The following is a 26,199-nucleotide window of genomic DNA, read 5'->3' as shown; positions in this document are numbered from 1 at the left end:
TTAGGCCTTAACTTTCACCAGTTGTCATACAACTGGAACGACTGTTTTATCTTATTATAACCTATTGACAGCATTAATTGCACGTTCCTGACAAACCCGACCTCAGGGAGTAGTTTTATCTTATTATAACCTATTGATAGAATTAATATCTAAAAGATTCAAGTTTAAAGGTTGCACCTATCATGGTTCTTTTGTAACATAATGGTGATAGACTGAGCAATAGACAGAAATACCAGAAGAGTTCGTTGTGTAGGTCCGTCATATGAATTCACGCCCTTATATATAATAAGGTGGATGTGAGAGGTGAATGTACTCTAGTCATTTTTATTTCACCAACGGGTCTACTCTATATACCGGAAGCGCCGCTGGAAATTACTCCAGCGGCGCTTCTGTGATGTGTTTAAAGGAATCCTATCTTTTCAATAGAAATGACTTGAATGTCTGGAAATCCTTTTCCATAGGGATACTGAGTTTCTTGCCACTCATAAACTTGGCCAGTCTTGTGGGAATGGTTATATCCCCACCGATGATCTTATCTACCTTTTCTTTGAATTTAGCTGGGTTGGCAGTTTCTAGGAAGAGTCCTGTCTCTCCAGGTTTCAAACTCTCTTTCAGGGCGCGGTAGCCACAACTGCCATGGGGGTCCAGAATATAGTTGTTTGCCTTATAGCAAGATCGGATCGTCTCGCGTATCTGAGCATCGGAGTAGGATGCACCGCTAATATCTTGGGTGACGGCAGCATGGGAGTGGTCGTAAAGGTCCATGATCCTAGCAAAGTTGCTGGGATCACCTACATCCATGGCATTAGCCAAAGTTTGTTTGGAAGGTTTGGGCTCATATTTCCCCTTCTGGAGGTATTTATAGAAAATATCGTTGGCATTATTGGCTGCGATAAAGCGTTTTATTGGCAGTCCCATACGTTTGCTGAACAGACCTGCCGTGATGTTGCCGAAATTACCTGATGGGACGCAGACAACCAAATTGGAGTTGATCTTTCCTCCTTGTTTAGTGAGTTGGATAAGTTTTTTCCTCTTCAACTGTGCATATCCGAGGAAATAGTAAAAAGCTTGGGGCAGGAACCGGGCGACGTTGATGCTGTTGGCGGAAGTGAGTTTCATGCGCTCATTGAGTTCCTTATCCATGAAAGCCGCCTTGACCAATGCCTGGCAATCATCAAAGGTCCCGTTGACTTCCAAGGCAGTGATGTTTTCTCCGAGAGTCGTAAACTGGCTTTCCTGAATCTTACTGACTTTTCCTTTAGGATAGAGGACATAGACATGTATTCCCTTTACCCCCAGAAAACCATTGGCTACTGCAGAACCAGTATCTCCAGAGGTGGCTACAAGAACATTGACATCCCCTTCTTGGCGGACAAAGTATTCCAATAGTCTTGCCATGAAGCGTGCCCCGACATCTTTGAAAGCCAGTGTGGGGCCATGGAAAAGTTCCAGGGCGTATATATGGTCTTCCACTTTCACTGCAGGGATCTGAAAAGATAAGGTGTCCTCGACGATCTTCTCAAGAGATTCTGAATTGACATCTTCCCCGAAAAAAGCATTGGCCACCGTGAGAGCGATTTCATAAAAGGACATCTTTTCCATATTCTCGAAGAAGTCGTCTACCAGATGCTTGATCTTTTCAGGCATATAGAGTCCCCCGTCTGGGGCGAGGCCTTTGATGACAGCCTCACGAAGAGCAACTGCCGGCGCCTTTTTGTTTGTACTATAATATTTCATGTTGATTCTCTTATCCGTTTTTGATTGATTTAACAAATTCCTGAAAGGTGGGTGAAGGACTATTTATAGGACATGAAAGTATTCATGAATTCATCGAGTCGGAGTAATCCGTATCCGCCGTTGACACAACTTACTTCATCGTATTGGCTAACCTGATCGGGTTCGATGCCCGGGTACCAGATCAAGAAGGGCACAGCCTCTTTCACATGGGTGCGGATTTCTACAGGTGTCGGGTGGTCCGGCAGCACCGCAATGCACACCGGTTCTGTCCATGTCGAAACTTCTTTGTATATGGGTTCGACAATACGGTGATCCAGGAATTGTATGGCTTTGATCTTCAGGTCGAGATTCCCATCATGTCCGGCTTCGTCTGTGGCTTCCAGATGCAGATAGACAAAATCCTGTTTTTTCAATGCATCGATGGCGGCCTGAGCCTTGCCCTCATAATTGGTGTTTGCAAGTCCTGTAGCGCCAGGTACTTTGATGATATCCAGTCCTGCATAATGGCCGATGCCGCGTATCAAGTCGACGGCAGAGATCACACTTCCGGTTTTTATCTCGGGATAAAGTTGCATGAGTGTCTTCATCTTGGGATGATACCCGCCTCCCCAAGGCCAGATCGAATTTGCCTGACGTTCATTGGCCGCTTTACGTTTGAGGTTATAGGGATGTTCGGCCAGGAGTTTTTGGCTTTTCAGGATAAGGTCATTCAGCAGATCAGCGGTCTCTTTTGCCGACATCCTGGTTTTATCAGTCCCCTTTATAGGTTCATGAACATTCTCCCAACCCTTTTCGGGTTGGATGAGCAGCGGTCTCCATGCCTCGTCGGGGTGATCATGAGGAGGAGCGCACACCAGATGCTTACTGCCGTATTTGATGACCAAGAGATGGCGGTACTGCGTACCGGTCATGAAGAGAACATGGTCATTTCCGAGTTTTTGATTCAGGTATTTGATGAGCACATCACCGTCCTTTGTCTGCAGGTTTCCCCCGTTATGGGTGATGATCTTGCCGTTGTCGATATAGATGAAATTGCACCGCATTGCCATGTCTTCAGGTTTCATGTCATACCCGATGCTGGCAGCTTCGAGCGGACCGCGGCCTTCATAGACCTGATTCAGATCGTATCCCATGATAGCTGTATTGGCAACTTCAGAACCGGGGTAGAATCCATCGGGGACTGTGATCAGCCGGCCCGTCTTTCCCTTTTTTGCCAAGAGGTCCATATAAGGCGTTTGTGCATACTGCAATAAAGTTTTGTTTCCCAGTCTTTTCACCGGATGATCGGCCATTCCGTCACCTAATATAATAATGTGTTTCATTGATAATCTGCTTTAAAATCGGTTTAGATATTGGCAATACTCATGACGTTAGCGAAAACGCCTGCGGCTGTTACACTTGCTCCTGCGCCATAGCCTTGGATGAGCATCGGATATTCCTTGTAGCGCTCTGTGGTGAGGAGAACGATATTGTTACTTCCCTCTAAATTATAGAAAGGATGATTCTTGCTGATAGACTTTAACCCTACGCTGGTCTTGCCCCCCACCATTGACGCGACGAAACGCCATCGCTTGCCTTCCTTCTCCAGGAGTTCGCGTTTCTTCTCGAACCCGGCATCCAAGTCAGGCAACTTCTTCCAGAAATCTTCCAGACTTCCGTTGAAATAGTCCTGTGGGATGAAAAAGTGTTTCTCTACATCTGCCTGTTCGACGCGATAACCAGCCTCTCTGGCCAGGATCACCAATTTCCTGATGACGTCCACACCGCTGAGGTCAACTCGCGGATCAGGTTCAGAATATCCCTCCTCCTTCGCTTTTTTAACCGTTTCTGAAAAAGGCATCTTTTCGGAGATCTCATTGAAAATGAAGTTCAACGTCCCACTGAGTACTGCCTCTATCTTGAGTATCTTGTCTCCTGAATTGCGGAGGTCATTGATCGTACCGATAATCGGCAGGCCGGCCCCCACATTCGTCTCGAAGCGGAATTTGACACCTTTGGTCAAAGCCGTCTCCTTGAGTTTGATGTATTTGTCATATTGGTCGGAGGCCGCAATCTTATTGGCAGCGACGACGGAGATATTGTGTTCGAGAAATGTCTGGTAGAGATCGGCGATTTCCTTACTGGCAGTACAGTCTACGAAGACGGCATTGAAGATGTTCATACCGATGATCTTGTCACGCAACTTCTCAGGATCACTGGGGAGTGACGCTTTCAATTGTTCCCTGAAATTGCTCAGGTCCACACCGTCACGATTGAATATGGCATTGTGTGAACTGGCAATCCCTACGACGGTCAGTTTGAGTCTGCTGTGTTCTTTGAGTGCATCGTACTGGTCCTTGATCTGCTCGATCAGTTTTCCGCCTACAGTTCCAACACCGCATATAAACAGGTTGAGTTCTTTATATTCTGAAAGGAAGAAGGAATCATGCAATACGTTCAAACTCTTTCTGAGATATTCTCCTTTTACGACAAAAGAAATATTGGTTTCTGAAGCACCTTGTGCACAAGCGATGACAGAGATTCCGGAGCGACCTAATGTGCCGAACAGTTTCCCTGCGATGCCTGGCGTATGCTTCATGTTCTCTCCTACGATAGCAATGGTGGCGAGTCCGCATTCTGCGTGCATCTGGAACATCCTTCCGTCTGAGATTTCTGCATAAAACTCTTTATTGAGTACTTCTACAGCCTCAGGTGCGTCCTCTTCTCTGACACCGATGGAAGTGGAGTTCTCGGAAGAGGCCTGACTGACCATGAATACGGAAATACCCCTATTCGCAAGGGCTGTGAATATTCGGCGGTTCACCCCGATGACACCTACCATACTCAGTCCGCTCACTGTAATCAAGGCCGTGCCACTGATCGAAGAAATACCCTTGATGGGTTTGTTGTCGTCCTCGATCTTACTTTTGATGATCGTGCCGGGGTTATTCGGATTAAAGGTGTTCTTGACCTTGATTGGAATATTCTTGATGCATACCGGATAGATTGTAGGAGGGTAGATCACCTTGGCACCGAAATTACACAGTTCCATGGCTTCTACATAATTCAATTCGTTGATGGTATAAGCAGTCTTGATGACTTTCGGATCTGCTGTCATGAAACCGTTGACATCTGTCCAGATCTCCAAAACCTCTGCATTGAGCGCACCGGCGATAATGGCAGCGGTATAGTCACTTCCGCCCCGGCCTAAATTGGTTGTCTCATCTGTGTCTCGGTCTTTGCTGATGAATCCGGGGACCAGAGAGATCCGAGGCAGGTCTTTGAACGTCTCGAGGATCAGGTGTGTCGTCAACTGTTGGTCGATCATGCTCTTGTCGTTCCTGCGGACGGTCTTGATGAATTTCCGGGAATCGAACCATTTCGCTCCCCTGATGAGTGTTGCAACGATTTGACTGGAAAGGCGTTCCCCATAGGAGACGATGGCGTTCCTCGTTTTTGCACTGAGGTCGTGGATAAGGTAAACGCCGAAATAGATGCTCTTCAATTGTTCGAAAAGGGCATCTACAGTATTGAATAAATCTTCTCTGTTTTGGGGATCTGTGATAATCGTGTCAATCAGGGTATGGTGGCGGTCAACCATCGCACTGTATTCCCTTCTCCACAAATTATCATGCTTTAAAGCTAATTGTGCCGTAGAGAGCAATTTGTCGGTAATGCCTCCCAAGGCACTGACTACGACGATAACAGGCTGACGTTTCGCCTCTTTCTCTACGATCTTTTTTAAACTCAGAATACTTTTTACGGAACCTACAGATGTCCCGCCGAATTTTAGAACTTTCATTGGCTTGAACAATTATATTAAAATGTTCTGTCATCCTCAAAACCAGTGAGGCCATGATAAAACTTGGTTACAAAAATACGAAGAATTATTAAATCTCCAAACAATTTGGATGATAAATTTGTGATTCGTGTGTGTTTCTGACTCTATGTCGGATGATAAGATTGACAGTTGTTCAAGTTACCTTGTTCTCTTTAGGTAGAGATCATGATTCCCTGAAAGATGAGTCGGACCACACTTTCACTTTGTTGTCCCGTGCCGGATTAGTATAGAAATTCCATGATGTTCAAAAGCAGTAATGCTGCCACGCAAATACCTAATACGATTAATGCCCATTTCTGCCTGTAGCGGTTGAACTTGCATTTCCTGATCAAAAGAGCCATGACGGTCAAGAAGATGAGAGGTACGGCGATGATCATCACTTTAAACCATAACTGACCATGATAATGGACATAGGCGTATTTTTCCTGGAATCCTATATAGACTACCATGAGAAGACAAATTATTTTCATCAGATTTTTCACCATATCAGGATTCCGTTATAAAATTTGTGAGTTATCAACTGGATTGCCTTATTCTATTGCAAATATAGGAAATATTCGTTTTGCAACCAAAGTTTTTGTCAGGTATTGCGTGTTTCTTGCTTTCCGTCTCGAGAATTGAGACGAATTCCATAATATCCTGAACTTCAGCCTAAGATAACGGACAAGTAGGAATCGAAGATAGTGGATAAGTAAGAATCGAAGATAGCAGGCAAGTAGGAATCGAAGATGATGGATAAGTAGGTTGTTGGTCTTTCCTGTATTTCTGGTAGTTTGTAGCACCGGCAGAACTGATCGTTGCCGGTGGCAGAAACTTTATGGATATAATTTGTTATATTGTGGAAAACTTCTTATTTTTGCATTATGATACAAGAATATCAAATCAGGGTCTTGCCGAAGGTTGCCTATACCGAGGAGAGCATTGCAGACTATCTTGTCAAAGAGAAAGGACTCGATGCCGGTAAGTTGACCCATGTCCGGATTTTACGCCGTAGTATTGATGCGCGTCAACGGACAATTTACGTGAATCTTAAAGTCCGTGCTTATATAGACGAAAAACCTCAGGATGACGAATTCGTTCATACTGATTATCCTGATGTGAGCGACGGCGCTGCAGTTGTCGTAGTAGGAGAAGGCCCCGGGGGACTGTTCGCAGCTTTGCGACTGATCGAAAAGGGTCTGAAACCGGTGGTCCTCGAAAGAGGGAAGGATGTCCATACGAGAAAGGTCGACATGGCTTTGATTTCCCGTACTCAAAAAGTCAATCCTGAGAGCAACTACAGTTTCGGAGAAGGCGGTGCCGGGGCTTATTCTGACGGTAAACTCTATACCCGAAGTAAGAAACGGGGTTCTGTGGAGAAAATATTGAATGTGTTCTGCCAGCATGGGGCACCATTGTCTATTCTAGCCGACGCACATCCCCATATAGGTACTGATAAACTCCCCCGGGTCATTGAGAATATGCGGAATACGATCTTGAAGAGTGGTGGAGAAGTGCATTTCCAAACCAAGATGACTGGTTTACTGCTTGAGCATGATCGTGTTGTCGGCGTTGAGGCTGTCGATCTGAAAACTGGCAATGAAGAGACTTTCAAGGGTCCTGTCATCCTGGCAACGGGACACTCCGCCCGAGATGTTTACAGGTATCTCCATCAGGCAGGTATAGAGATAGAAGCTAAAGGAATCGCTTTGGGCGTGCGTCTGGAACATCCGGCTAAATTGATCGATCAGATCCAATACCATAATAAAGAAGGAAGAGGCAAATATCTGCCGGCAGCTGAATATACTTTCGTGACACAAGTGGAAGGCAGAGGCGTATACAGTTTCTGTATGTGTCCCGGTGGTTTTGTTATCCCTGCTGCTACGGGCCCTGAACAGATCGTCGTCAACGGCATGAGTCCTTCCAATAGAGGTACGGCTTGGTCGAATTCCGGGATGGTGGTGGAAATCGAACCTGAAGATATCGGAAGAGAAGGACTGAAACTGAGCTCTGAAGGTGAGACTGGTGAGCCATGTGAAGCTTTGAAAGTGATGTACCTTCAGGAACAGTTGGAGAAAATGTGCTGGATACAAGGAAATAGGAAACAGACTGCACCAGCCCAGCGAATGGCTGATTTCGTCGATCATCATCTCTCTTATGACTTGCCCCGGTCGAGTTATTCCCCAGGTCTGATCTCCAGTCCGTTGCATTTCTGGTTGCCCCCGTTTATAGGGAACAGACTGCAGGAAGGTTTCAAAGCCTTCGGGAAGCGTGCCCATGGCTTTCTGACAAATGATGCCATTTTGATCGCACTCGAGACGAGGACTTCTGCCCCGGTGCGGATCATTCGGGATCGTGAGACCTTGCAGCATGTCCGTATAGCAGGACTTTTCCCTTGTGGAGAGGGTGCTGGCTATGCCGGAGGTATCGTGAGTGCAGGAATGGATGGAGAGCGCTGTGCCGACAGTTGTGCAGACTATACAAAAGCGCTGGAATAAAATAGAATTCGATAGGTTTTGATGCAGGCAGATTCTGCCTGCATTTTTTTAGAAAGAAATCGGTTAAAGTATTGGGATAATTGATTTTTTCGTATCTTTGTATTGTATTCGGAAAGCTCAGAAACCCGTCTATCGGGAAAGTTCATTTTAACTTTACTACCATGAAAAATCCAGATCATTTTATTATTACCATTAACCGAGAATTCGGTTCAGGTGGACATGAAATCGGGCGCCAACTTGCACGTCAACTTCATGTGAAATTGATAGACAATCAAATTCTGAAAGCTGTTGCAGAAAGGTACAACCTGACTAGGGCGCAAACGGAAAAACTGGAATTCGAACACCCTTCTTGGTGGGAGGACTTTGCCAAATTCTATCAGGATTATACGAGCCGTCACGACTATTCGGCTAGTAGCGGAGAAATGACTTCGCGTCAGCTCTTCTTCGTGCAGGTACAGACAATGAAAGAGATTGCCCATAAAGAAAGTTGTATAGTCGTGGGACGCTGCGGCTTTCATGTCTTCAAGGACTATCCCCGGACATTGAAGGTGTTTGTCTATGCGCCTTTGGAAGACCGTATCAAATCAGTGGAGCAGCGGTATAACGTCAGGGAAGAGGAGGCACGCCGGATGATCAGGGACAATGACTATACCCGTCAACTCTATACCCGGACTTTTTCCGGGCGGGAGTGGTACGATACCCGCAATTATGACCTGACACTTAACGTAGGGGTGCTTGGCGTGACCGGGGCTGTGGATTTCCTGAAAGATGCTTTAGAGAAAGTTTGGTGTAAGAGATGAGAAAGGCCCTCACGGAAACGACTCCGCCGTTTGCCCCGGATTTGTCATTCTGGACGCATTGCCCTCCTGAAGTATGATTATCAATTCATTGTGAAATGAAGAGGAAGTTGGATGAGACGGTTAAAATATAAGGATTTCAGACTAAGAAATTGAGAGCAAGTTCCTGAAAAATTTGCTTATATACTGATTTTTTCGTACTTTTGCAACGTTTCAGAGAATATATAAAATCATTATAATGAATATTTCTTATAAATGGCTAAAAGAATATGTGGATTTCGACCTGACACCTCAGGCGACAGCGGACGCGCTGACATCCACAGGTCTTGAGGTTGATGCACTAACAGAGGTCCAGTCTGTCAAGGGTGGACTGAAAGGGCTGTACGTCGGAAAGGTTCTGACTTGTGAGCCTCATCCTAATTCAGATCACATGCACATCACGACAGTAGACCTTGGAAAAGGTACACCGAGTCAGATCGTTTGCGGTGCTCCGAATGTCGCTGCAGGTGAGAAAGTGATCGTTGCAGATCTGGGTTGTGTGCTTTATGATGGGGATCATGAAGTGCTCATCAAAAAGGCAAAGTTGCGTGGCGTGGAAAGTTATGGTATGCTCTGTGCCGAAGACGAGATTGGTGTCGGCACTGACCATTCCGGCATCATTGTCCTTCCTGACGATGTGAAAGTAGGGACGCCCGCTGCTGAATATTATCATTTGGAAAGTGATTGGGTGATAGAGATCGACATTACTGCCAATCGTGGGGATGCCCTCAGCCATTACGGCGTCGCAAGAGACCTGTATGCATGGCTGAAGAGAAACGGCTACAAGACCAGTTTGCATCGGCCTGACTGTCAGTCTTTCAAAGTTGACAATAATGATTTCCCCATTGATGTCGAGATAGAGAATACGGAAGCCTGCAAGCGCTATGCCTGTGTCAGCATTACGGATTGCGATGTGAAAGAAAGTCCGAAATGGCTGCAGGATAAGTTGCGGGTGATCGGTTTGAGGCCGATTAACAACATCGTAGATATTACGAATTATATCATGATGGCCTACGGGCAGCCGATGCATTGCTTTGATGCAGATATGGTGAAAGGTCGTAAGATCGTTGTCCGTACTCAACCCGAAGGAACGAAATTCGTCACTTTGGATGGTGTGGAGCATACGCTGGGCACCCATGACCTGAGTATTTGCAATGCAGAAGAGCCGATGTGCATAGCCGGGATTTTCGGAGGAAAAGGTTCCGGAACGTATGAGTCTACCCGTAATGTGGTTTTGGAGAGTGCCTATTTCCATCCGACATGGATTCGAAAGAGCGCCCGCCGTCATGGCTTGAGTACAGATGCCAGTTATAGATTTGAGCGTGGGATAGATCCCAATGGCATCATCTATGCCTTGAAGCAAGCTGCAATTCTCTGTAAGGAATTGGCAGGCGGAAAGGTGAGTATGCAGATAAAGGATGTATACCCTGAACCTCTCAAAGATTTTGACGTCCGCTTGAATTACGAATACTGTGACCGTTTGATCGGTAAGAAACTTGAGCGGGAGACCCTCAAAGAGATTGTGACAAGTCTTGAGATGAAGATCAAGACTGAGGATGCCGAGGGACTCGATCTCGTTGTTCCTGCTTATCGGGTAGATGTTCAGCGCCCCTGTGATGTGGTCGAAGATATCCTGCGCATTTACGGATATAATAATGTGGAAATTCCTTTGACTTTGAAGAGTTCCTTGAATATCCAGGGCGAAGAGGACCGGAAAGCAGATTTGGAAAACCATTTATCAGAATTGCTTGTCGGTTGCGGTTTCTTTGAAATCATGAATAATTCTTTGACAAAGACCACCTATTATCAAGATAATCAACTCAACAAATATCCTTGGGAGACAGCGGTGAAAATCATGAATCCTTTGAGTTCTGATCTAGGCGTAATGCGCCAGACTCTGCTTTTCGGCGGTTTGGAGAGTATTGTCAGGAATGTCCATCGGAAGAATCCGAATCTGAAATTCTTCGAGATCGGCAACTGCTATCATTATGATGCAGCAAAGAGAACACCTGAACATCCTATCAATGCTTATCAGCAGTCTCATCATCTCGGACTTTGGGTGACTGGAAAGCGTGCAGAAGGTTCTTGGACTCATCCTGATGAAGACAGCAGTTTCTTTGAATTGAAAGCCTACGTAGAGAATATCTTCCACGTCTGTGGTCTGAATGCCGACACACTGGTAGTCAAACGCAGTGAGGATAATATCTATTCCAGAGGTTTGAGATACGAGACCCATCAAGGTGCCGTATTGGCAGAAGCCGGTGTGGTAGACCTGAAGATCAAGAAAGCATTTGCCTTAGAGCAAGATGTGTTCTTTGCTGATTTCGACCTCACGGCTTTGGCTCGGGCCATACACAGAATCAAGTTTGAGTTCAAGGAGGTCAGTAAATATCCGGTAGTTAGCCGAGATCTGGCCTTGTTGATAGACAAGAACATCGAGTTCAGTCAGATCGAGCAGATCGCCCATAAGACAGAGAAGAAACTCCTGAAAAGGGTGGAACTCTTCGATGTCTACGAAGGCAAAAACCTGCCTGCGGGAAAGAAGAGTTATGCCATTAACTTTATCCTTCAGGATGATACGAAGACCTTGACGGATAAGGCTATAGATTCAGTAATGAAAAAACTGATCCATCAGTTGACGACTCAACTGAATGCCGAATTGAGATAATTCATTCATATATTCATTCATAATAAAGTTTTTTAGACAAAAATATTACTCCAATGGGAAGAGCATTTGAATATCGTAAAGCTACGAAATTGAAAAGATGGGGTCACATGGCCCGTACGTTTACGAAATTAGGTAAGCAAATAACGATTGCCGTTAAAGAAGGAGGAGCAGATCCAGAGAATAATCCTAATCTTCGTGCAATCATCGCTACCTGCAAACGGGAGAACATGCCGAAGGACAATATCGCCCGTGCCATCAAAAACGCCCAAGGCAAAGACCAAAGTGAATATAAAGAAGTTTCTTATGAAGGTTATGGCCCTCATGGAATAGCAGTCTTTGTGGATACACTGACAGACAACACGACACGTACGGTGGCAGATGTCCGTTCTGTTTTCAATAAGTTCAATGGTAACTTAGGCAAACAGGGTTCATTGAGTTTCCTCTTCGACCATAAATGCGTATTCTCTTTCAAGAAGAAAAAGGATATGGATATGGATAATCTGATTCTTGATCTGATTGACTATGGTGTCGATGATGATTATGATGACGATGAAGAGAACGATGAAATTACCATCTACGGTGACCCGAAGTGTTTCGCGGATATTCAGAAATATCTGGAAGACAATGGTTACGAAATCACTGCAGCAGAGTTTACCCGTATCCCTAAAGATCAGCAGGAAGTCACTCCTGAGCAGCGTGCGACCATCAACGAGATGGAAGAGAAGTTGGAGGAATTCGATGACGTCCAGAATGTATATACGAATATGAAACCCGAAGAAGATACGGAAGGAGAAGCCTGATGGCTCATTTAAGATATAAGACACAAGGCACATGCAGCTTTTGGATAGATGTGGACGTCAACGATGATGGAAACATCGGAGACGTACGCTTTACCGGGGGCTGTGACGGAAACACGAAAGGTATTTGTTCTTTGGTCAGGGGAATGAAAGCTTCAGAAGTCAAGAAGCGGTTGAAAGGTATCCTCTGTGGAAAGAAATCCACCAGTTGTCCGGATCAGTTGGCTCATGCCTTAGAGAAGATGGGTTATTGAGGAGTTTTCACCTTATTATATTATTATCATCCCAGAGAACCTGAGTAGGTTTTCCATTTGAAAAAGGATGCAAGGACAGAGTTATGCAGGTCAGTCCTTGCATCCTTTTTTAATGGATCAGAGTCTGTTAAATGTGAGTGAGACAGCCCCTTTGCGATATGGCAATAAGGGAAGGTTAGTGATTCCAAATAAGAGTGCCCGACTTCTTGAGAAAATGGCTATTATGAAAAGAAGCGCCTTGCCCCACGGAAGCCCGAGCATTTTCATCAAACTACCCCGTGCTTATTTGCCGGCATGAGAGGCTTTATAGTTCTTAGGCGTGTAAGTGACTTCGAACAAGGTCTTGCCCTTGTGACTGGCTGAGCGATAGAGAAAGTGGAAATTGAAACCTGCGTCTTTATAGGCTTTAGAACTGGGATCATCGATCAAGGCTTTCAACAAGACACTTCTTAATTTCGAGGCATTGAACTGGATGACTTTAGGATTATCCGCTTTTCCTGAAAGAGTCCGGTAATAGTTCATGGTGAGTGAGGCTTTGTCGAAAGACATACTGTCAGTCCGTTCATCATTGATAACCGGCGTAGGACAGAATTTTTCAGTATATTCCTTGCTTTCCCGCGCTGCACGGTCAGGCAGACTCTCATGGCATGCAGACAGGACAAAACTGAGGAGGCAGGCTATTCCCACAGCCGATATACCGGCTGAGTAATGACCGGTAGAATGAGAATGAAATCTAAGTATTTTCATTGGTGATTTTAATTTTTTATTTCTGCAAATATACAAAGAAATAACAAAAACTTTGTATCTTTGTGTTCGAAAAAGTGAGATAAAGCATGGATAATATCAGTAGAATCAGAAACTTTTGCATCATTGCCCACATCGATCATGGTAAATCTACCTTAGCTGACAGGCTTTTGGAAAAGACACACACCATCAAAATCACTGAAGGGCAGATGCTGGATGATATGGATCTGGAGCGAGAACGTGGTATTACCATCAAGAGTCACGCCATTCAGATGGAGTATACGGCTCAGGACCATAACAGTTATATCCTCAATCTGATCGATACTCCGGGACATGTGGACTTCTCCTATGAAGTTTCCCGTAGCATTGCTGCCTGTGAGGGCGCGCTGCTGGTCGTCGATGCTACTCAGGGTGTCCAGGCACAGACCATTTCCAATCTGTATATGGCTGTAGACCATAATCTTGATATTATCCCTGTAATCAATAAGATAGATATGCCGAATGCCATGCCCGATGAAGTGGAGGATGAGATCGTTGACTTGATCGGTTGTGACCATAAAGATATTTTGAGAGCATCTGCCAAGACCGGTGAAGGGGTAGACGCCATTCTGGAGGCTATAGTCCAGCGTATCTCTCATCCTGTAGGAGAGCGTCATTCTGCTACCCAGGCTTTGATATTTGATTCTCTGTATAATCCTTTCCGCGGTATCATCATCCTTTGCAAAGTCGACAACGGCTTCATCAAGAAGGGCGAGAAAGTGGAACTCTTCAATACGGGCATGCAATATGTGGCCGAGGAAGTCGGTGTCCTGAAAATGGACTTGGTGCCTCGTGACGTCCTTTCTACTGGAGAGGTAGGTTATATCATTACAGGCATCAAGGATCCAACGGAGGTGAAGGTGGGGGATACTGTCACTTCGACGGCACGCCCCTGTGAAAAAGCAATCGAAGGATTCCAAGAAGTCAAGCCGATGGTCTTTGCGGGTGTCTATCCTATAGACCCCAATGATTATGAAAACCTGCGCACTTCTCTGGAGAAACTCCAGTTGAATGATGCTTCCCTGACCTTTGCTCCGGAAAGTTCCATAGCCTTAGGTTTCGGATTCCGCTGTGGCTTTCTGGGACTGCTGCATATGGAGATTGTCCAGGAGCGTCTGGACCGTGAGTTCAATATGGATGTCATCACGACTGTTCCCAATGTCAGTTATAAGGTCTTTGACAAGCAAGGCAATATGACGGAGGTCCACAATCCTGCCGGACTGCCGGACCCTACGCTGATCGAGCATGTGGAGGAACCTTTTATTAGGGCCAGTATCATCACGTCGACCAAGTTTATCGGTCCCATTATGAAATTGTGCCTGGATAAACGGGGAGAACTGATCAATCAGGAATATGTCAGTGGCGACCGTGTAGAACTTCATTTCCTGATGCCTCTGGGAGAGATTGTCATTGACTTCTATGATAAATTGAAGAGTATATCAAAAGGTTATGCCTCCTTCGATTATCATTTGGACTCTTACAGGCCTTCCAAATTGGTGAAACTGGATATCCTGCTGAACGGTGAGCCTGTGGATGCACTGTCAACGCTCACCCATGAAAGCAATTCTGTCACTTTCGGACGGAAGATCTGTGAGCGATTAAAGGATCTGATTCCTCGTCAGCAATTTGATATCGCCATACAAGCTGCCATTGGCGGCAAGATCATAGCCAGGGAGACCGTAAAACAGGTACGCAAAGACGTGACTGCCAAATGCTATGGCGGTGACGTGAGCCGAAAGAGAAAACTGCTGGAAAAGCAGAAACGCGGTAAGAAACGTATGAAGCAGATCGGTAATGTCAAAGTTCCTCAAAAGGCATTCCTGGCAGTGCTTAAACTGGATGACTGAGCAATTGATGAACAGGAATAGAAATCTTTAAACCTGAATTTGCATTAGTATAAATAAGAGAGATATAAGTGTAATTTTTGATAAGGAGGAAGTATGAAAGAATTAGCTGTAACTACACGGGACATAGCTCGAGAGCTTGCACGAAAGTACAGTACAATGACCCATGACGAACTGACGACCTTGGAAGGAATTCTAGTTCCTATGAAGTTTGCCAAAGGGGACATGATCATCCATGAAAAAGAAGTTTGCAAATGCATCTATTATATTTGGCATGGGTTGATCCGCCAGTTCTATTTCAAGAACGGTAAAGAAGTGACTGAGCATCTGGGAGTGGACAGGTCGATCTTCATGTGTATAGAAAGTCTCTTCAAAGAAGAACCTTCCAAGTTGCAAGTGGAGGCATTGGAACCTTCGCTGATCTATGCTTTGCCTAAAAAGCGACTGGAAGAGGAGGCTATCCACAATGTCAATATCCAGATGCTCTATCGTAAAATACTCGAAGAGAGTTTGATCATTTCCCAGGTGCATGCTGATCTCGTCCGTTTTGAGACAGCCCAGGCGCGTTATAAGAAGATCTGCCAATTGAATCCTCAGGTCGTGTTGCGTGCTCCCTTAAATTATATAGCCAACTATCTGCAGATGACGCCTGAGACGCTAAGTCGTGTCCGCACGGCAACGCTCAATGAGGGTTAGGCCACACACTGAATTTTAAATTTCCGAAGTCTTACAACTTCCCCGGAAGTTCTTCTAAGGACAATGAAAAACGCTTGCTGCAGGAAACCTTTTGGTTCTTGCAGGAACAATTGGATTTTATGCTCTTTTCTGAAGTGAAATCAGATCACTTGAAGTACTTTCCACAGTATTCTATTTCTCGTAGAGATACCTTTTGATACTCTTTTTAGGTGTCTTCTGAAATTCCTCTTTTTGTATTCTGATTTCAGCTATCTTACTGTATATAGGCATTTGCGTGTTCAACTCCTGACGGTCTTGTTCCAAGATGCTTTTCAAGTCATCACCGGACAGTCCAAGTGATTTCACCGTTTCATAGTCCGGATAGACCAGTCCTATGAGTTTTTGGTCATCTTGGATCACCAGACATTCACTGACAAGAGAAAGTGAGTCCAATTTGTCCTCAATCTCTTCAGGGTAGATGTTCTGTCCGTTAGAGCCGAGCAGCATGGTCTTTGATCTGCCCTTGATAAACAGGTTTCCCTCTGCATCCATTGTTCCCAGGTCACCGGTGTGATACCAGCCATCCTTGTCAATGGTCTTCTTCGTCGTTTCGGGATCTTTATAATAACCCAGCATGACATTCAATCCTTTTGCCAGAATTTCTCCAGGTATGTGCTCCGGATCAGGGCTGACGATACGCAGTTGCATGTGTACGACAGGTCTGCCGCAAGAGCCTTGTACAAAAGTTTGCCAGTCGGAATAGCACATGATCGGTGCTGTTTCGGTAGCACCGTAGCCTACAGTATAAGGGAAATTGATCTGGTGAAGAAAAGACTCCACTTCTTGGTTCAGTGCAGCTCCGCCAATGATGATCTCATAAAAGTTGCCTCCAAAAGATTTTTCGACCTGTTCTTTGATCTTTTCCCTGACCTTTTTGCCGACAACAGGCATATTCAGGAGAAGGCGGATCTTGCTGTTTTGTATCTTTGGGAAGACCTGTCTGCGGATAATTTTCTCGATGATCAGGGGAACGGATAAAATCAGAGAAGGCTGTATCTCCGTAAAGGCGTGGGCAATGATAGTAGGACTCGGCAGGCGAGTCAGGAAATAAATATGGACGCCACGGAGGATTTCGAACAGAAATTCGAATGCCATCCCATACATGTGAGCCATGGGGAGGATACAGATGGTCTTGCATCCCTGTTTTATACGGTCTCCTAAAACCTGCATGGCGAAGTCGTAATTGCTCCACAGTGCCCGATAGGGTATCATGACGCCCTTGGAAAACCCGGTCGTCCCGCTGGTGTAGTTGATCAATGCCATCTCCTCAGGACTTTGTTCATGGTAATAGTGCACATGTTCTTGTCTGAAATATTTCGGGAATCTCTGCCCGAAGATCTCATTCAGATGCTCTCTGGCATAAGTCAGTTTGTCCGTATGGCTGAGCACCAATGAATAGTCGGGGATGTAGATGATCCCTTCCAGGTTCGGCATTTTTGTCGCATCTATTTCTGTAGCGACGATGTCACCCACAAAGAGGAGTTTGGCGTCAGAATGGTTGACGATATTCTCAATTTGATCCGGTGTAAATTCATGGAGGATAGGCACTGCTACACAGCCATAGGTCAGGGTAGCTAAGAAGGCGACGGCCCAGCAGGCGCTGTTGCGTCCGCAAAGTGCAATCTTATCACCTCTTTTTACTCCGGAATATTCAAATAAGATATGGAGTTTCTCTATTTTTCTGGCTACATCATTAAATTGGAGCGTCTTTCCTTTATAGTCAGTCAAGGCATCAAGATTCCAATGCTCAATGATACTTTTTTCGATTAACGCGTTTAAACTAGGAATATTTTCGTTCATTTGTTTCTATTCTATGGCTTTTCACTTTCTGGGATTCAATATGCCGGAAAGTTAAAGTGCATCTTTGTAAAGATAGCGTTTGATACTTTTCTTAGGTGTCTTTTCAAATTCTTCGTCATGGAGTTGTATGCTGGAGATTTTGCAGAAGGAGGGGAGTCCCGCATTTAATTTCTTGCGGTATTCTTCCATGATTCTTGCCAGGTCTTCTTTTGAAAATCCTAACGACTGTACTTCTTCTTTATTGGGATTGACGAGTCCGACGAGTTTGTCGCCCTTTTGAATGACAAGGCTCTCATTGACCATAGCCATGGAATTGAGTTTGTCTTCGATCTCTTCCGGGTAGATGTTCTGTCCGTCAGCACCTAAGAGCATATTTTTGATTCTGCCTCTGATAAAGACATTTCCCTCTTTGTCCATCGTGGCCAAGTCACCGGTATGAAACCAACCGTCTACAAGCGCTTTTTTTGTCGCTGCTTCGTTCTTATAATAGCCTTTCATGACATTGAGACCGCGGGTGATGATTTCGCCCGGGATATTCTCCGGGTCCGGGCTCAAGATCTTGACTTCCATGTGTGCTACGGGTTTCCCACAAGAACCGGGAGCAAAATCTTCCCAATTCGTGAAGGTGATCAGTGGGGCCGTCTCTGTGGTACCGTAACCTACTGTGATAGGGAAATGAATGCTGGTAAAGAAATTTTCAACTTCTTTGTTGAGTCCGGCGCCCCCAATGATGATCTCATAAAGATTACCGCCGAAGAGTTCCTTGATCTTTTCGCAGATGCTCTCCTTGATTTTCTTGTTGATGACAGGCATATTGAGCAATACCTTCATCTTGTTGTTCTGGATAACCGGGAATATCTTTTTGCGTACGATCTTTTCTATAATCAGGGGAACGGCGATGATGATGCTCGGTTTGATGTCATAAAAGGCTTGTGCAATAATGGAAGGACTGGGAAGTCTTGTCAGAAAATGAATATGGTTTCCCAAGCAGAATTCAAACAGGAATTCGACCATTAGACCATACATGTGGGCCATAGGGAGGATGTTGAGTACCGAACTGCCTTTCTTCAGATGGGGCCCTAAAGCATTCAGGATGAAGTCCAGATTGCTCCAGAGAGCCTGATAAGAGAGCATGACACCTTTGGAAAAGCCTGTTGTCCCACTCGTATAGTTGATCAGTGCAAGTTCATCGGGTTGGTCTTCGTGGTAGTGGATATGCTCTTTTCCAAAATATTTGGGATATTTCTTACCGAATATCTCATTGAGATGCTCTACCGTGTGCGAGAATTGTTCGTTGCGTGACAGGATGATCGATCTGTAGGGGAGATAGATGATGCTCTCGAGGTTTGGCATCTTGGCTGGGTCTATCTGCGTGGCCACGACATCCCCTACAAAAAGGATTTTAGCATCAGAATGATTGACGATATTGTGAATTTGATCAGCTGTAAATTCATGTAGGATGGGAACAGCTACTGCTCCGTAAGTCAGGGTGGCAAGGAAGGCAACTGCCCAGTTGGCACTATTGCGTCCACAGATAGCAATCTTGTCACCTTTTTGTATATTGCAACTCTCAAACAGGATATGGAGTTTTTCTATCTTGCGTGCGACATCGTGGTATTGGAGGGTCGTTCCCTTATAGTCTGTAAGTGAATCTTTGTCCCAATTGTCCTTAATGCTCTTCTCAATATATGAGTTAAAACTTGTATTCGTTTCCATTGCACAAAACCAAAAATTTTGTGCAAAGATAACCAGATTTCTGCACATCAAAAAACTTTCTGTGCAATATTTTAATTAAATCTATTAGAATTTTGATTTTGGTAAGAAAAAGGACAGATTTTCTTCGTTTTTAATGATATGGACGGATATATTGAGCGATCTTTTTCTCAAAATATCCGGCTCTAATCTTTTTTATTTATCTGTCTCCACCTTTCAGTAAATCGTGTCATTCATACCGCATACTTTGGGCAGGATGAATATGGGAGATCAGATAACTTGGTGTGACTAGCATCACCATGCTGATGAGCATTGTCGCAACGTTGAGAGCCACGATAAGTCCCCAATTGAACTCTATAGGGACCGTATTGACATAATAGGTCTGTGGGTCGAGCCTGATTAGTCCTGTGTATTTCTGTATAGCCAGAAGGCCGATACCTATGACGTCCCCGATCAACAGTCCCTTGCCTACAATGAAGGCTGCAAACCACAGGAAAGTATGCCTGATGGTCTTGTTCCTTGCTCCCAAAGCCTTCAACACACCGATCATACTGGTCCGCTCGAGGATGATGATCAATAATCCTGAAATCATGGTAACGACTGCAACAGCCGTCATCAAACCGAGGATGACCCAGACATTCAAGTCCAGCAGATCCAACCACGCAAAGATTTGAGGGTTGATGTCCTGTATCGTTGCGCTTGAATAGGTCTCTCCGAAACGGTCAACAGTCCTGTTGACCTTGTTCGTAAAGTAAGCTTCTGTTTCGTTGATCTTGTTGAAATCGTTTACAGTGATTGCCGCTCCACTAGCCTGGTCACTGTCCCAACCATTGAGTTTGACAGCCGTATAGAGGTCAGTATAACAGGTGACCTCATCATATTTCTTCAGATTGGTTTCGTAGATACCCTGGATGGTGAACCGGCGTATCCTTACCCCATTATGGTCTATAAAATAAGCAAATATGCGTTGTCCGACATTGAGATGGAGTTTGTCGGCCATGAGTTTGGAGACCAATATGTGATTTTTACTTGACTGGTCGCTGAATTTCGGGATGCTCCCGGCTACCATGTTCTGATGGATGAAGGTAGAATCCCATTCAGGCCCTACGCCCTTGAAGGCTACGCCCAAGAAATCCGAGTCTGTTTTCAGGATTCCTTCTTTTACAGCGAAGCGCTCGACATGCTTGACTCCCGGAATATGCTTGAGAACATTCATCATGGAATCATTGAGGACGACCGGATAATTGCCGTTGGACTGGAGTGTAAGGAAGTCTGCTACTTCTATCTGTCCGCCAAAGCCGATGACCTTGTCACGGATCGTATGTTTGAATCCCAATATAATGCACACAGAAATAATCATGACGGCGAGACCAATAGCAACACCGACCGTTGCTATACGTATGGCAGGCCGTGACACTCTTTGCTTGTCACTGGCATCGGAGGAAATTTTCTTAGCTATATATAGAGGGAAATTCATTTTAGATATCGTCAGTCATTTTTCGGCCCGGATAGGTTTCCAAAGCCTTACGCAAAATCAAAAGGGCTCTTTTCAGATCAGGTCTTTTCAGGACATAAGCCAAGCGGACCTGGTCGATTCCTGCCCCAGGGGTGGTATAGAAACCGGCTGCCGGTGCTAGCATCACGGTCTCTCCTTCGTAGTTGAAGTCTGTCAAAAGCCAGTGGCAGAATTTCTCTGCATTGTCCACGGGGAGTTTCGCTACGGTGTAGAATGCGCCCATAGGAATAGGGGAGTAGGCTCCCGGAATACGGTTCAGTCCGTCTACAAGGCACTTCCGCCGAAGTTCGTATTCATCGTATACATTGCTGTAATAACTCTGAGGTGCATCCAGAGAGGCTTCGGCAACGATTTGTCCGAGGAGAGGAGGACTTAACCTGCATTGGCAGAATTTCATGACGGCCTTCCGTACTTCCTCGTTCTTTGTAATCAACGCGCCGATACGGATTCCACATTCCGAATAGCGTTTTGAAACCGAGTCGATGAGGATCGTATTTTGCTCGATCCCTTTCAGGTGCATGGCACTGATATAGGGTGAACCGGTATAGATATACTCCCGATAAACTTCATCAGAGAAGAGGAACAGGTCGTATTTCTTGCACAGGTCGCGGATTTGGTTCATCTCCCTTCGCGTATACAGGTAACCTGTAGGATTGTTTGGATTGCAGATCATGATAGCGCGGGTATGACTGTTGATCAACTCTTCGAATTTCTCAACTTTTGGTAGGGAAAAACCTTCGTCGATCGTCGTGGCAATGGTCTGTATCTTGGCTCCTGCAGAAATGGCAAAGGCCATATAGTTCGCATATCCCGGTTCTGGCATGATGATCTCGTCGCCCGGATTGAGACAACTCATGAAGGCAAACATGACCGCTTCACTGCCTCCTGTGGTGATGATGATGTCATCAGGGGTGACGTTGATGTCGTATTTCTTGTAGTAATCAACTAACTTGGTCCGAAAACTCAGATAGCCCTGACTCGGAGAATACTCCAGAACCTTACGGTCAACGTGCTTCAAGGCATCCAACCCGCATTGTGGGGATGGCATGTCGGGTTGACCGATATTCAGGTGATAAACTTTTATACCCCGATCTTTCGCTGATGCCGCTAATGGGGCTAACTTGCGAATAGGTGACTCGGGCATGTTTAATCCACGTACTGATATTTCCGGCATTGGTAAGAATAATTAATTATCAAACTGCAAAGATAAGGAAATTTTTATTATCTTTGCATGATGATTGAGAAAAATTAAGAATAAACCAATTTACAAAAATATCACCTATTATTATGAGATCCAGAACGAGTACTTGGTTTGAAACCAAAATCAGATATGAAAAGATGATGGAGGATGGCATGCAGAAAAAAGTCACCGAACAGTATGTCGTGGATGCCTTGAGTTTTACTGAGGCTGAAAGTGCCATCATTGAGGAGATGTCTTCTTATATCAGTGGAGAAATGAAGATTACGGATATCAAACCGGCTTCTTACGGCGAGGTCTTTTTCAGTGATGTCGATTCTGATGACAAATGGTACAAAGCTAAATTGCAGTTTATTACCATTGATGAGAAAACGGAAAAGGAAAAGCGCTCCAACGTTTACTATCTGGTTCAGGCCGCTTCTCTTCCCGGTGCCGTGAAGCACGTCGATGAGGTGATGGGCAGCACGATGATTGATTATGTGATTGCTTCAATCGTCGAGACACAGATTATGGACGTCTACGAACACCATGCACCTAATCAGAAAAAAGAGGGTGAGAAAAATGATGTCCCTGAATATGAAGAGACTCCGGCCAGTCAGCAAACTGACAAAGGCTCTGTTGCAGGTGCTTGAGACTCGATAGGTCCTTTCCGCATTCGGGCTACTAGAGCAATGGTCGTAGTGATTAAATACTTTTGAAAATATGGAAATGGTTGATGTCGCAAAAAAATTACACGAAGTGCTGGACAGCCTGCCTGAAGGAGTAAGATTGGTTGCCATCAGCAAATTTCATCCTGAAGAATACATTGAGGCTGCCTACAAAGAAGGTCAGCGTGTATTCGGGGAGAGCCATGAACAGGAACTTAACCGCAAAGTCGAGAAACTGCCCAAAGATATCGAATGGCATTTTATCGGTCATCTTCAGACGAACAAGGTCAAGTACATTGCACCTTATATTACGATGGTGGAATCCTGCGACAGTTTGAAACTGATGAAGGAAATTGATAAACAGGCTGCAAAGTGCCAGAAGACGATCAATGTCCTTTTGGAACTGCACATCGCCGAGGAGGCTACGAAATATGGCTTTACCCTTGATGCCTGCAGGGCGTTTTTGGATTCGGGAGTTTGGAAAGATATGAAGCACGTCAAGATTTGTGGCTTGATGATGATGGCGTCTAACGTGGATGATCAGGATCAGATTGCGCACGAGTTCGATACTGCTAATGAATTTTTCAAAGAAGTGAAGTCCAAATATTTTGCCGATGATCCTGATTTCAAGGAACGTTCTTGGGGAATGAGCCATGATTATCATATTGCAGTAAAGCATGGGTCTACAATGGTCCGTGTGGGTACGGCCATCTTCGGTCCCAGGGTTTATTGAACGGATGTTCAGACTTCTATGAAGAAATGTTCAGACCTCTATGAGATAGGATGTCTGAACATTCTTTCTAGCCTGAGAGAAAATGCCCCAAGGCTTTCAGCGCTTTAGAACTCGTTCTTCTGTGGAGGAACATCGACCGTCAAACAGACAATAAAGTGAAGCGGAATCTACGGAGCGTTCTATACCTATAGAACGCCCTTTCATATACCTTTGGGAACGACTTTCACATACCTTTGGAACTTACATTCCCATACCTTTATGAAAGGTCTTCCCATACGTATAGAACTCATATCCTTATACCTTGGGAATTCGCCTTCTTATACCTTTAGATTTACGGTATTTAGAAAAATAAATGCCACACTTTCTCTTAAGTTTGAAACTTAGAAAGGTGTGGCATCTGTTTTATGGCCCTATTCATAGAGGGGTCATTTTAGAAATTCGACCAAGATGGACGCATGAGGCCGTAAGGTAACGGCATATTGGTTGTTAACTTTTCCCAATGATTTGCCAGACCAGAGATCCCTGACTTTCCGACTGCCGGATAGTCCTAAATCCTTCAGGTTAACTTTGATGTTGCGTGTACTGTCATCGGAAAGGTTGAAGACAGCGAGATAAGTACCGGTATGGGGATCGGTGGAGGTGATAGCCAATTTGTCTTGATCTTGGAAGACCAAGCGTACATTCTGACTTTCTTTATGCATTCGCAGAACGTCCTGATTGGTAAGTAGGGAGAGTGTAAACGGATCAATTGACGGCAGGTCTCCTCCAAAAATAAGGGGAGAGCGGAAGATGGTAAAGAATGTCATCAATGAATATTGTTCATCCTTAGTGAGTTTTGTCATTCGGTCATTTCCACGTTCACCCTTGATAGCCAGATGCCCCAACGGGATCATGTCACAGTCGGGCCATGTACCTGGCGCAATGTAAGGATACCATTGGCGGGCTACCTGCATCAGGTGGGTCAAGTCACTCCAATTATCCCAAACATCGTTGACCATTCTCCACATATTGGCATGCTTGCGGACATGGTCAGCTTTCTCTATGGGCGTCTCTCCTGGAGAAGTACTCAGGACGATGGGACGTCCACACTGGTCAATGGCTTTGCGGACCATCTCTATCTCCCCCTGATGGTAGGGGCTGGATAAATCATCTTCTTTAATATAATCTACTCCCCATGATGCATATAAGTCAAGGATGGAATTGTAATAATCCTGTGCACCTTTCCTGTCAGCGAGGATGGTATAATTGTCAGCGAGCCATTTGCATTGTTCTTCAGGAGAATAGATCTGATCTGCAGTGATGCCATTTCCTCCCTTGATTGGCAATTTCCGTTGAACTGCTATCTTTGGGATACCCCGCATGATATGGATTCCAAATTTTAAACCTTTTGAATGGATATAGTCGGCCAGAGCTTTGAAACCTTTTCCTCCTGCAGCTGACGGAAACCGGTTTATGGCAGGTAGATAGCGTCCGTAATTGTCAATGACGTAGATCGGATCTTTTATGTTATATTGTCCTGTTGTCTGGTTTTCCACATACCATCGGATGTCTACAATGACATAGTTCCATCCGTAAGATTTAAGGTGATTAGCCATAAAGTCTGCATTCGCCTTAATTTCCTGCTCCGTTACAGAAGGACCATAGCAGTCCCAACTGTCCCATCCCATAGGCGGAGTCTGAGCCCATTGTCTGAAAGCATATTTATCCGGCAATGCAGCTAAAGCTGTTGCAGACTGAGATAGTAGTATTACCAGTAATCCCAATAAAGTATTTCTCTTGTTCAAGATTGTTCGTATGCGTAAATGTTTCATTTGATATGATATTATGATGTTTCTTTCAATAATTTTTATGATATAAAAGTTTCTCTTTGGGGATTTAAAAGGGATTATATGCAGTGTCTTCTAGGACTGACCAATATCATCACCTTTTCACGTTACCAAGAAATGTGTGTCTATAGATGACTTCTTGACCTCTATTCTCATGGTTTTCTCGTTGTTGTTTTCTGTTATAAATAGGTGTTAAAGGAGAAATTTTCCTTTCTATTGCATGACAAAGATACAGATATAATCTTAAAATAAGCACATCAGACCGAATTTTCTAGAGTAAGGGAATGCTATTTTTCCTATAGAAACATTGTTAGAATGGTCTAGACATAAAGAGATGCTGAGTTTATTAATTATCATTTGTGAATTCAAAAATCTATATTTTAGCTTAACGATCTTTTGATTCGTCTGTAAACTCTGAATTCCATGAATAAGTTCATGAAAATTCCGTAACGTTTTCAGAAAGGATTAGGAGTCTTATCAACTTATAAACGATTATCCGTTTTTTATGATCTTATAATGATACAACTTCTAATTTGATGTTTGTTCTCAAAAACCTTTTGAAACAGTCTCTGATCAGGATATACCCTCTTTTTTATCATTATTGGATCTTTGAACTTTTTCACAGAAGGGAGGTAATAAGTAAGATAGTATATAAGTTAGATAAAAAAGTATCATACATTTTCAAAATTTTCATTCGAAAATGTTTTTATTGCGAACAGCCAGTAAATCGGCTATTCAGGTTTAACTTATTTGTTTTGACACAATAAAAGAATAAGCAGGCTGCGGTATGCTGTCTGCGGCTATTGGCTTAGGCA

At 44.5% G+C, this 26,199-nt stretch carries 19 protein-coding genes; 9 read left to right on the top strand and 10 right to left on the bottom strand.

Going from position 1 to position 26,199, the window contains the following annotated elements; all coding sequences use genetic code 11:
- Window positions 1-411 precede the first annotated feature (411 nt).
- The 4 genes from thrC to NG821_RS00080 form a co-directional block, all read right to left on the bottom strand.
- The gene (gene thrC, locus NG821_RS00095; RefSeq protein ID WP_252759623.1) at window positions 412-1,737 is read right to left on the bottom strand and encodes a threonine synthase; all 1,326 of its coding nucleotides are present in this window, start codon (window positions 1,735-1,737) and stop codon (window positions 412-414) included.
- Between the two features lie 59 nt (window positions 1,738-1,796).
- Entirely contained in the window at window positions 1,797-3,059 is a 1,263-nt protein-coding gene (locus NG821_RS00090) for a cofactor-independent phosphoglycerate mutase (protein ID WP_252759622.1), read from the bottom strand.
- A 23-nt stretch (window positions 3,060-3,082) separates the two neighbouring features.
- Complete coding sequence (gene thrA / locus NG821_RS00085) at window positions 3,083-5,518, bottom strand: bifunctional aspartate kinase/homoserine dehydrogenase I (RefSeq protein ID WP_252759621.1); 2,436 nt, start codon at window positions 5,516-5,518, stop codon at window positions 3,083-3,085.
- A 260-nt stretch (window positions 5,519-5,778) separates the two neighbouring features.
- Window positions 5,779-6,027, bottom strand: a complete 249-nt coding sequence (locus tag NG821_RS00080) for a hypothetical protein (RefSeq protein WP_252759620.1) — start codon at window positions 6,025-6,027, stop codon at window positions 5,779-5,781.
- Between the two features lie 393 nt (window positions 6,028-6,420).
- Between NG821_RS00080 and NG821_RS00075 the strand changes: the two genes are divergently transcribed.
- The 5 genes from NG821_RS00075 (at window position 6,421) to NG821_RS00055 (ending at window position 12,589) form a co-directional block, all read left to right on the top strand.
- Window positions 6,421-8,034, top strand: coding sequence for an NAD(P)/FAD-dependent oxidoreductase (locus NG821_RS00075; RefSeq protein ID WP_252759619.1), 1,614 nt, complete (start codon window positions 6,421-6,423; stop codon window positions 8,032-8,034).
- A 161-nt stretch (window positions 8,035-8,195) separates the two neighbouring features.
- Window positions 8,196-8,834, top strand: a complete 639-nt coding sequence (locus tag NG821_RS00070) for a cytidylate kinase-like family protein (RefSeq protein WP_252759618.1) — start codon at window positions 8,196-8,198, stop codon at window positions 8,832-8,834.
- A gap of 235 nt (window positions 8,835-9,069) precedes the next feature.
- Entirely contained in the window at window positions 9,070-11,538 is a 2,469-nt protein-coding gene (pheT, locus tag NG821_RS00065; protein WP_252759617.1) for a phenylalanine--tRNA ligase subunit beta, read from the top strand.
- Between the two features lie 53 nt (window positions 11,539-11,591).
- Window positions 11,592-12,338 (top strand): YebC/PmpR family DNA-binding transcriptional regulator, encoded by a 747-nt coding sequence (locus tag NG821_RS00060; protein WP_252759616.1) that lies wholly within the window; start codon window positions 11,592-11,594, stop codon window positions 12,336-12,338.
- Window positions 12,338-12,589 (top strand): TIGR03905 family TSCPD domain-containing protein, encoded by a 252-nt coding sequence (locus NG821_RS00055; RefSeq protein WP_252759615.1) that lies wholly within the window; start codon window positions 12,338-12,340, stop codon window positions 12,587-12,589. The genes NG821_RS00060 and NG821_RS00055 overlap by 1 nt, the downstream gene beginning before the upstream one ends.
- Before the next feature lie 282 nt (window positions 12,590-12,871).
- Here NG821_RS00055 and NG821_RS00050 read toward each other — a convergent pair whose 3' ends face one another.
- Window positions 12,872-13,336 carry a hypothetical protein gene (locus NG821_RS00050; protein ID WP_252759614.1) on the bottom strand — a complete coding sequence of 155 codons (465 nt, stop codon included), beginning with the start codon at window positions 13,334-13,336 and terminating at the stop codon, window positions 12,872-12,874.
- Window positions 13,337-13,422: 86 nt separating this feature from the next.
- On the opposite strand from NG821_RS00050, the gene lepA reads away from it, so the two are divergent.
- Window positions 13,423-15,219: a translation elongation factor 4 gene (lepA, locus tag NG821_RS00045; RefSeq protein ID WP_252759613.1), complete on the top strand. Its 1,797-nt coding sequence runs from the start codon at window positions 13,423-13,425 to the stop codon at window positions 15,217-15,219.
- Between the two features lie 93 nt (window positions 15,220-15,312).
- A complete protein-coding gene (locus NG821_RS00040; RefSeq protein WP_252759612.1) occupies window positions 15,313-15,912 on the top strand; it encodes a Crp/Fnr family transcriptional regulator in 600 nt (199 codons plus the stop codon).
- A 171-nt stretch (window positions 15,913-16,083) separates the two neighbouring features.
- Here NG821_RS00040 and NG821_RS00035 read toward each other — a convergent pair whose 3' ends face one another.
- From NG821_RS00035 to NG821_RS00020, 4 genes are all read right to left on the bottom strand, one after another.
- Complete coding sequence (locus tag NG821_RS00035) at window positions 16,084-17,751, bottom strand: AMP-binding protein (RefSeq protein WP_252759611.1); 1,668 nt, start codon at window positions 17,749-17,751, stop codon at window positions 16,084-16,086.
- A gap of 51 nt (window positions 17,752-17,802) precedes the next feature.
- Window positions 17,803-19,467, bottom strand: a complete 1,665-nt coding sequence (locus tag NG821_RS00030; RefSeq protein WP_252759610.1) for an AMP-binding protein — start codon at window positions 19,465-19,467, stop codon at window positions 17,803-17,805.
- 226 nt (window positions 19,468-19,693) lie between these two features.
- A complete protein-coding gene (locus NG821_RS00025) occupies window positions 19,694-20,941 on the bottom strand; it encodes an ABC transporter permease (RefSeq protein WP_252759609.1) in 1,248 nt (415 codons plus the stop codon).
- A 1-nt stretch (window position 20,942) separates the two neighbouring features.
- Window positions 20,943-22,154 carry a pyridoxal phosphate-dependent aminotransferase gene (locus tag NG821_RS00020; RefSeq protein ID WP_252759608.1) on the bottom strand — a complete coding sequence of 404 codons (1,212 nt, stop codon included), beginning with the start codon at window positions 22,152-22,154 and terminating at the stop codon, window positions 20,943-20,945.
- Between the two features lie 113 nt (window positions 22,155-22,267).
- Between NG821_RS00020 and NG821_RS00015 the strand changes: the two genes are divergently transcribed.
- Together NG821_RS00015 and NG821_RS00010 are read left to right on the top strand one after the other, a co-directional pair.
- The gene (locus tag NG821_RS00015) at window positions 22,268-22,810 is read left to right on the top strand and encodes a DUF4494 domain-containing protein (protein WP_252759607.1); all 543 of its coding nucleotides are present in this window, start codon (window positions 22,268-22,270) and stop codon (window positions 22,808-22,810) included.
- 76 nt (window positions 22,811-22,886) lie between these two features.
- A complete protein-coding gene (locus NG821_RS00010) occupies window positions 22,887-23,558 on the top strand; it encodes a YggS family pyridoxal phosphate-dependent enzyme (protein WP_252759743.1) in 672 nt (223 codons plus the stop codon).
- A gap of 425 nt (window positions 23,559-23,983) precedes the next feature.
- Here the strand turns inward: NG821_RS00010 and NG821_RS00005 are convergent, their stop codons facing one another.
- Window positions 23,984-25,369, bottom strand: a complete 1,386-nt coding sequence (locus NG821_RS00005; RefSeq protein WP_252759606.1) for a glycoside hydrolase family 27 protein — start codon at window positions 25,367-25,369, stop codon at window positions 23,984-23,986.
- Window positions 25,370-26,199: the final 830 nt, after the last annotated feature.

Origin of the sequence: Segatella cerevisiae (assembly GCF_024054555.1) — a bacterium.
Taxonomy (GTDB): domain Bacteria; phylum Bacteroidota; class Bacteroidia; order Bacteroidales; family Bacteroidaceae; genus Prevotella; species Prevotella cerevisiae.
This window is presented reverse-complemented; position numbering and strand designations above follow the sequence as displayed.

What these genes read in the sequence shown, in the direction of transcription:
- NG821_RS00040 (WP_252759612.1), top strand. Translation starts at nt 15,313, where the DNA reads ATGAAAGAATTAGCTGTAACTACACGGGACATAGCTCGAGAGCTTGCA.
- NG821_RS00015 (WP_252759607.1), top strand. Translation starts at nt 22,268, where the DNA reads ATGAGATCCAGAACGAGTACTTGGTTTGAAACCAAAATCAGATATGAA.
- NG821_RS00005 (WP_252759606.1), bottom strand. Translation starts at nt 25,369, where the DNA reads ATGAAACATTTACGCATACGAACAATCTTGAACAAGAGAAATACTTTA.
- thrC (WP_252759623.1), bottom strand. Translation starts at nt 1,737, where the DNA reads ATGAAATATTATAGTACAAACAAAAAGGCGCCGGCAGTTGCTCTTCGT.
- NG821_RS00070 (WP_252759618.1), top strand. Translation starts at nt 8,196, where the DNA reads ATGAAAAATCCAGATCATTTTATTATTACCATTAACCGAGAATTCGGT.
- NG821_RS00030 (WP_252759610.1), bottom strand. Translation starts at nt 19,467, where the DNA reads ATGGAAACGAATACAAGTTTTAACTCATATATTGAGAAGAGCATTAAG.
- NG821_RS00090 (WP_252759622.1), bottom strand. Translation starts at nt 3,059, where the DNA reads ATGAAACACATTATTATATTAGGTGACGGAATGGCCGATCATCCGGTG.
- NG821_RS00025 (WP_252759609.1), bottom strand. Translation starts at nt 20,941, where the DNA reads ATGAATTTCCCTCTATATATAGCTAAGAAAATTTCCTCCGATGCCAGT.
- NG821_RS00020 (WP_252759608.1), bottom strand. Translation starts at nt 22,154, where the DNA reads ATGCCGGAAATATCAGTACGTGGATTAAACATGCCCGAGTCACCTATT.
- lepA (WP_252759613.1), top strand. Translation starts at nt 13,423, where the DNA reads ATGGATAATATCAGTAGAATCAGAAACTTTTGCATCATTGCCCACATC.
- pheT (WP_252759617.1), top strand. Translation starts at nt 9,070, where the DNA reads ATGAATATTTCTTATAAATGGCTAAAAGAATATGTGGATTTCGACCTG.
- NG821_RS00080 (WP_252759620.1), bottom strand. Translation starts at nt 6,027, where the DNA reads ATGAAAATAATTTGTCTTCTCATGGTAGTCTATATAGGATTCCAGGAA.
- NG821_RS00055 (WP_252759615.1), top strand. Translation starts at nt 12,338, where the DNA reads ATGGCTCATTTAAGATATAAGACACAAGGCACATGCAGCTTTTGGATA.
- NG821_RS00010 (WP_252759743.1), top strand. Translation starts at nt 22,887, where the DNA reads ATGGTTGATGTCGCAAAAAAATTACACGAAGTGCTGGACAGCCTGCCT.
- NG821_RS00060 (WP_252759616.1), top strand. Translation starts at nt 11,592, where the DNA reads ATGGGAAGAGCATTTGAATATCGTAAAGCTACGAAATTGAAAAGATGG.
- NG821_RS00050 (WP_252759614.1), bottom strand. Translation starts at nt 13,336, where the DNA reads ATGAAAATACTTAGATTTCATTCTCATTCTACCGGTCATTACTCAGCC.
- NG821_RS00035 (WP_252759611.1), bottom strand. Translation starts at nt 17,751, where the DNA reads ATGAACGAAAATATTCCTAGTTTAAACGCGTTAATCGAAAAAAGTATC.
- thrA (WP_252759621.1), bottom strand. Translation starts at nt 5,518, where the DNA reads ATGAAAGTTCTAAAATTCGGCGGGACATCTGTAGGTTCCGTAAAAAGT.
- NG821_RS00075 (WP_252759619.1), top strand. Translation starts at nt 6,421, where the DNA reads ATGATACAAGAATATCAAATCAGGGTCTTGCCGAAGGTTGCCTATACC.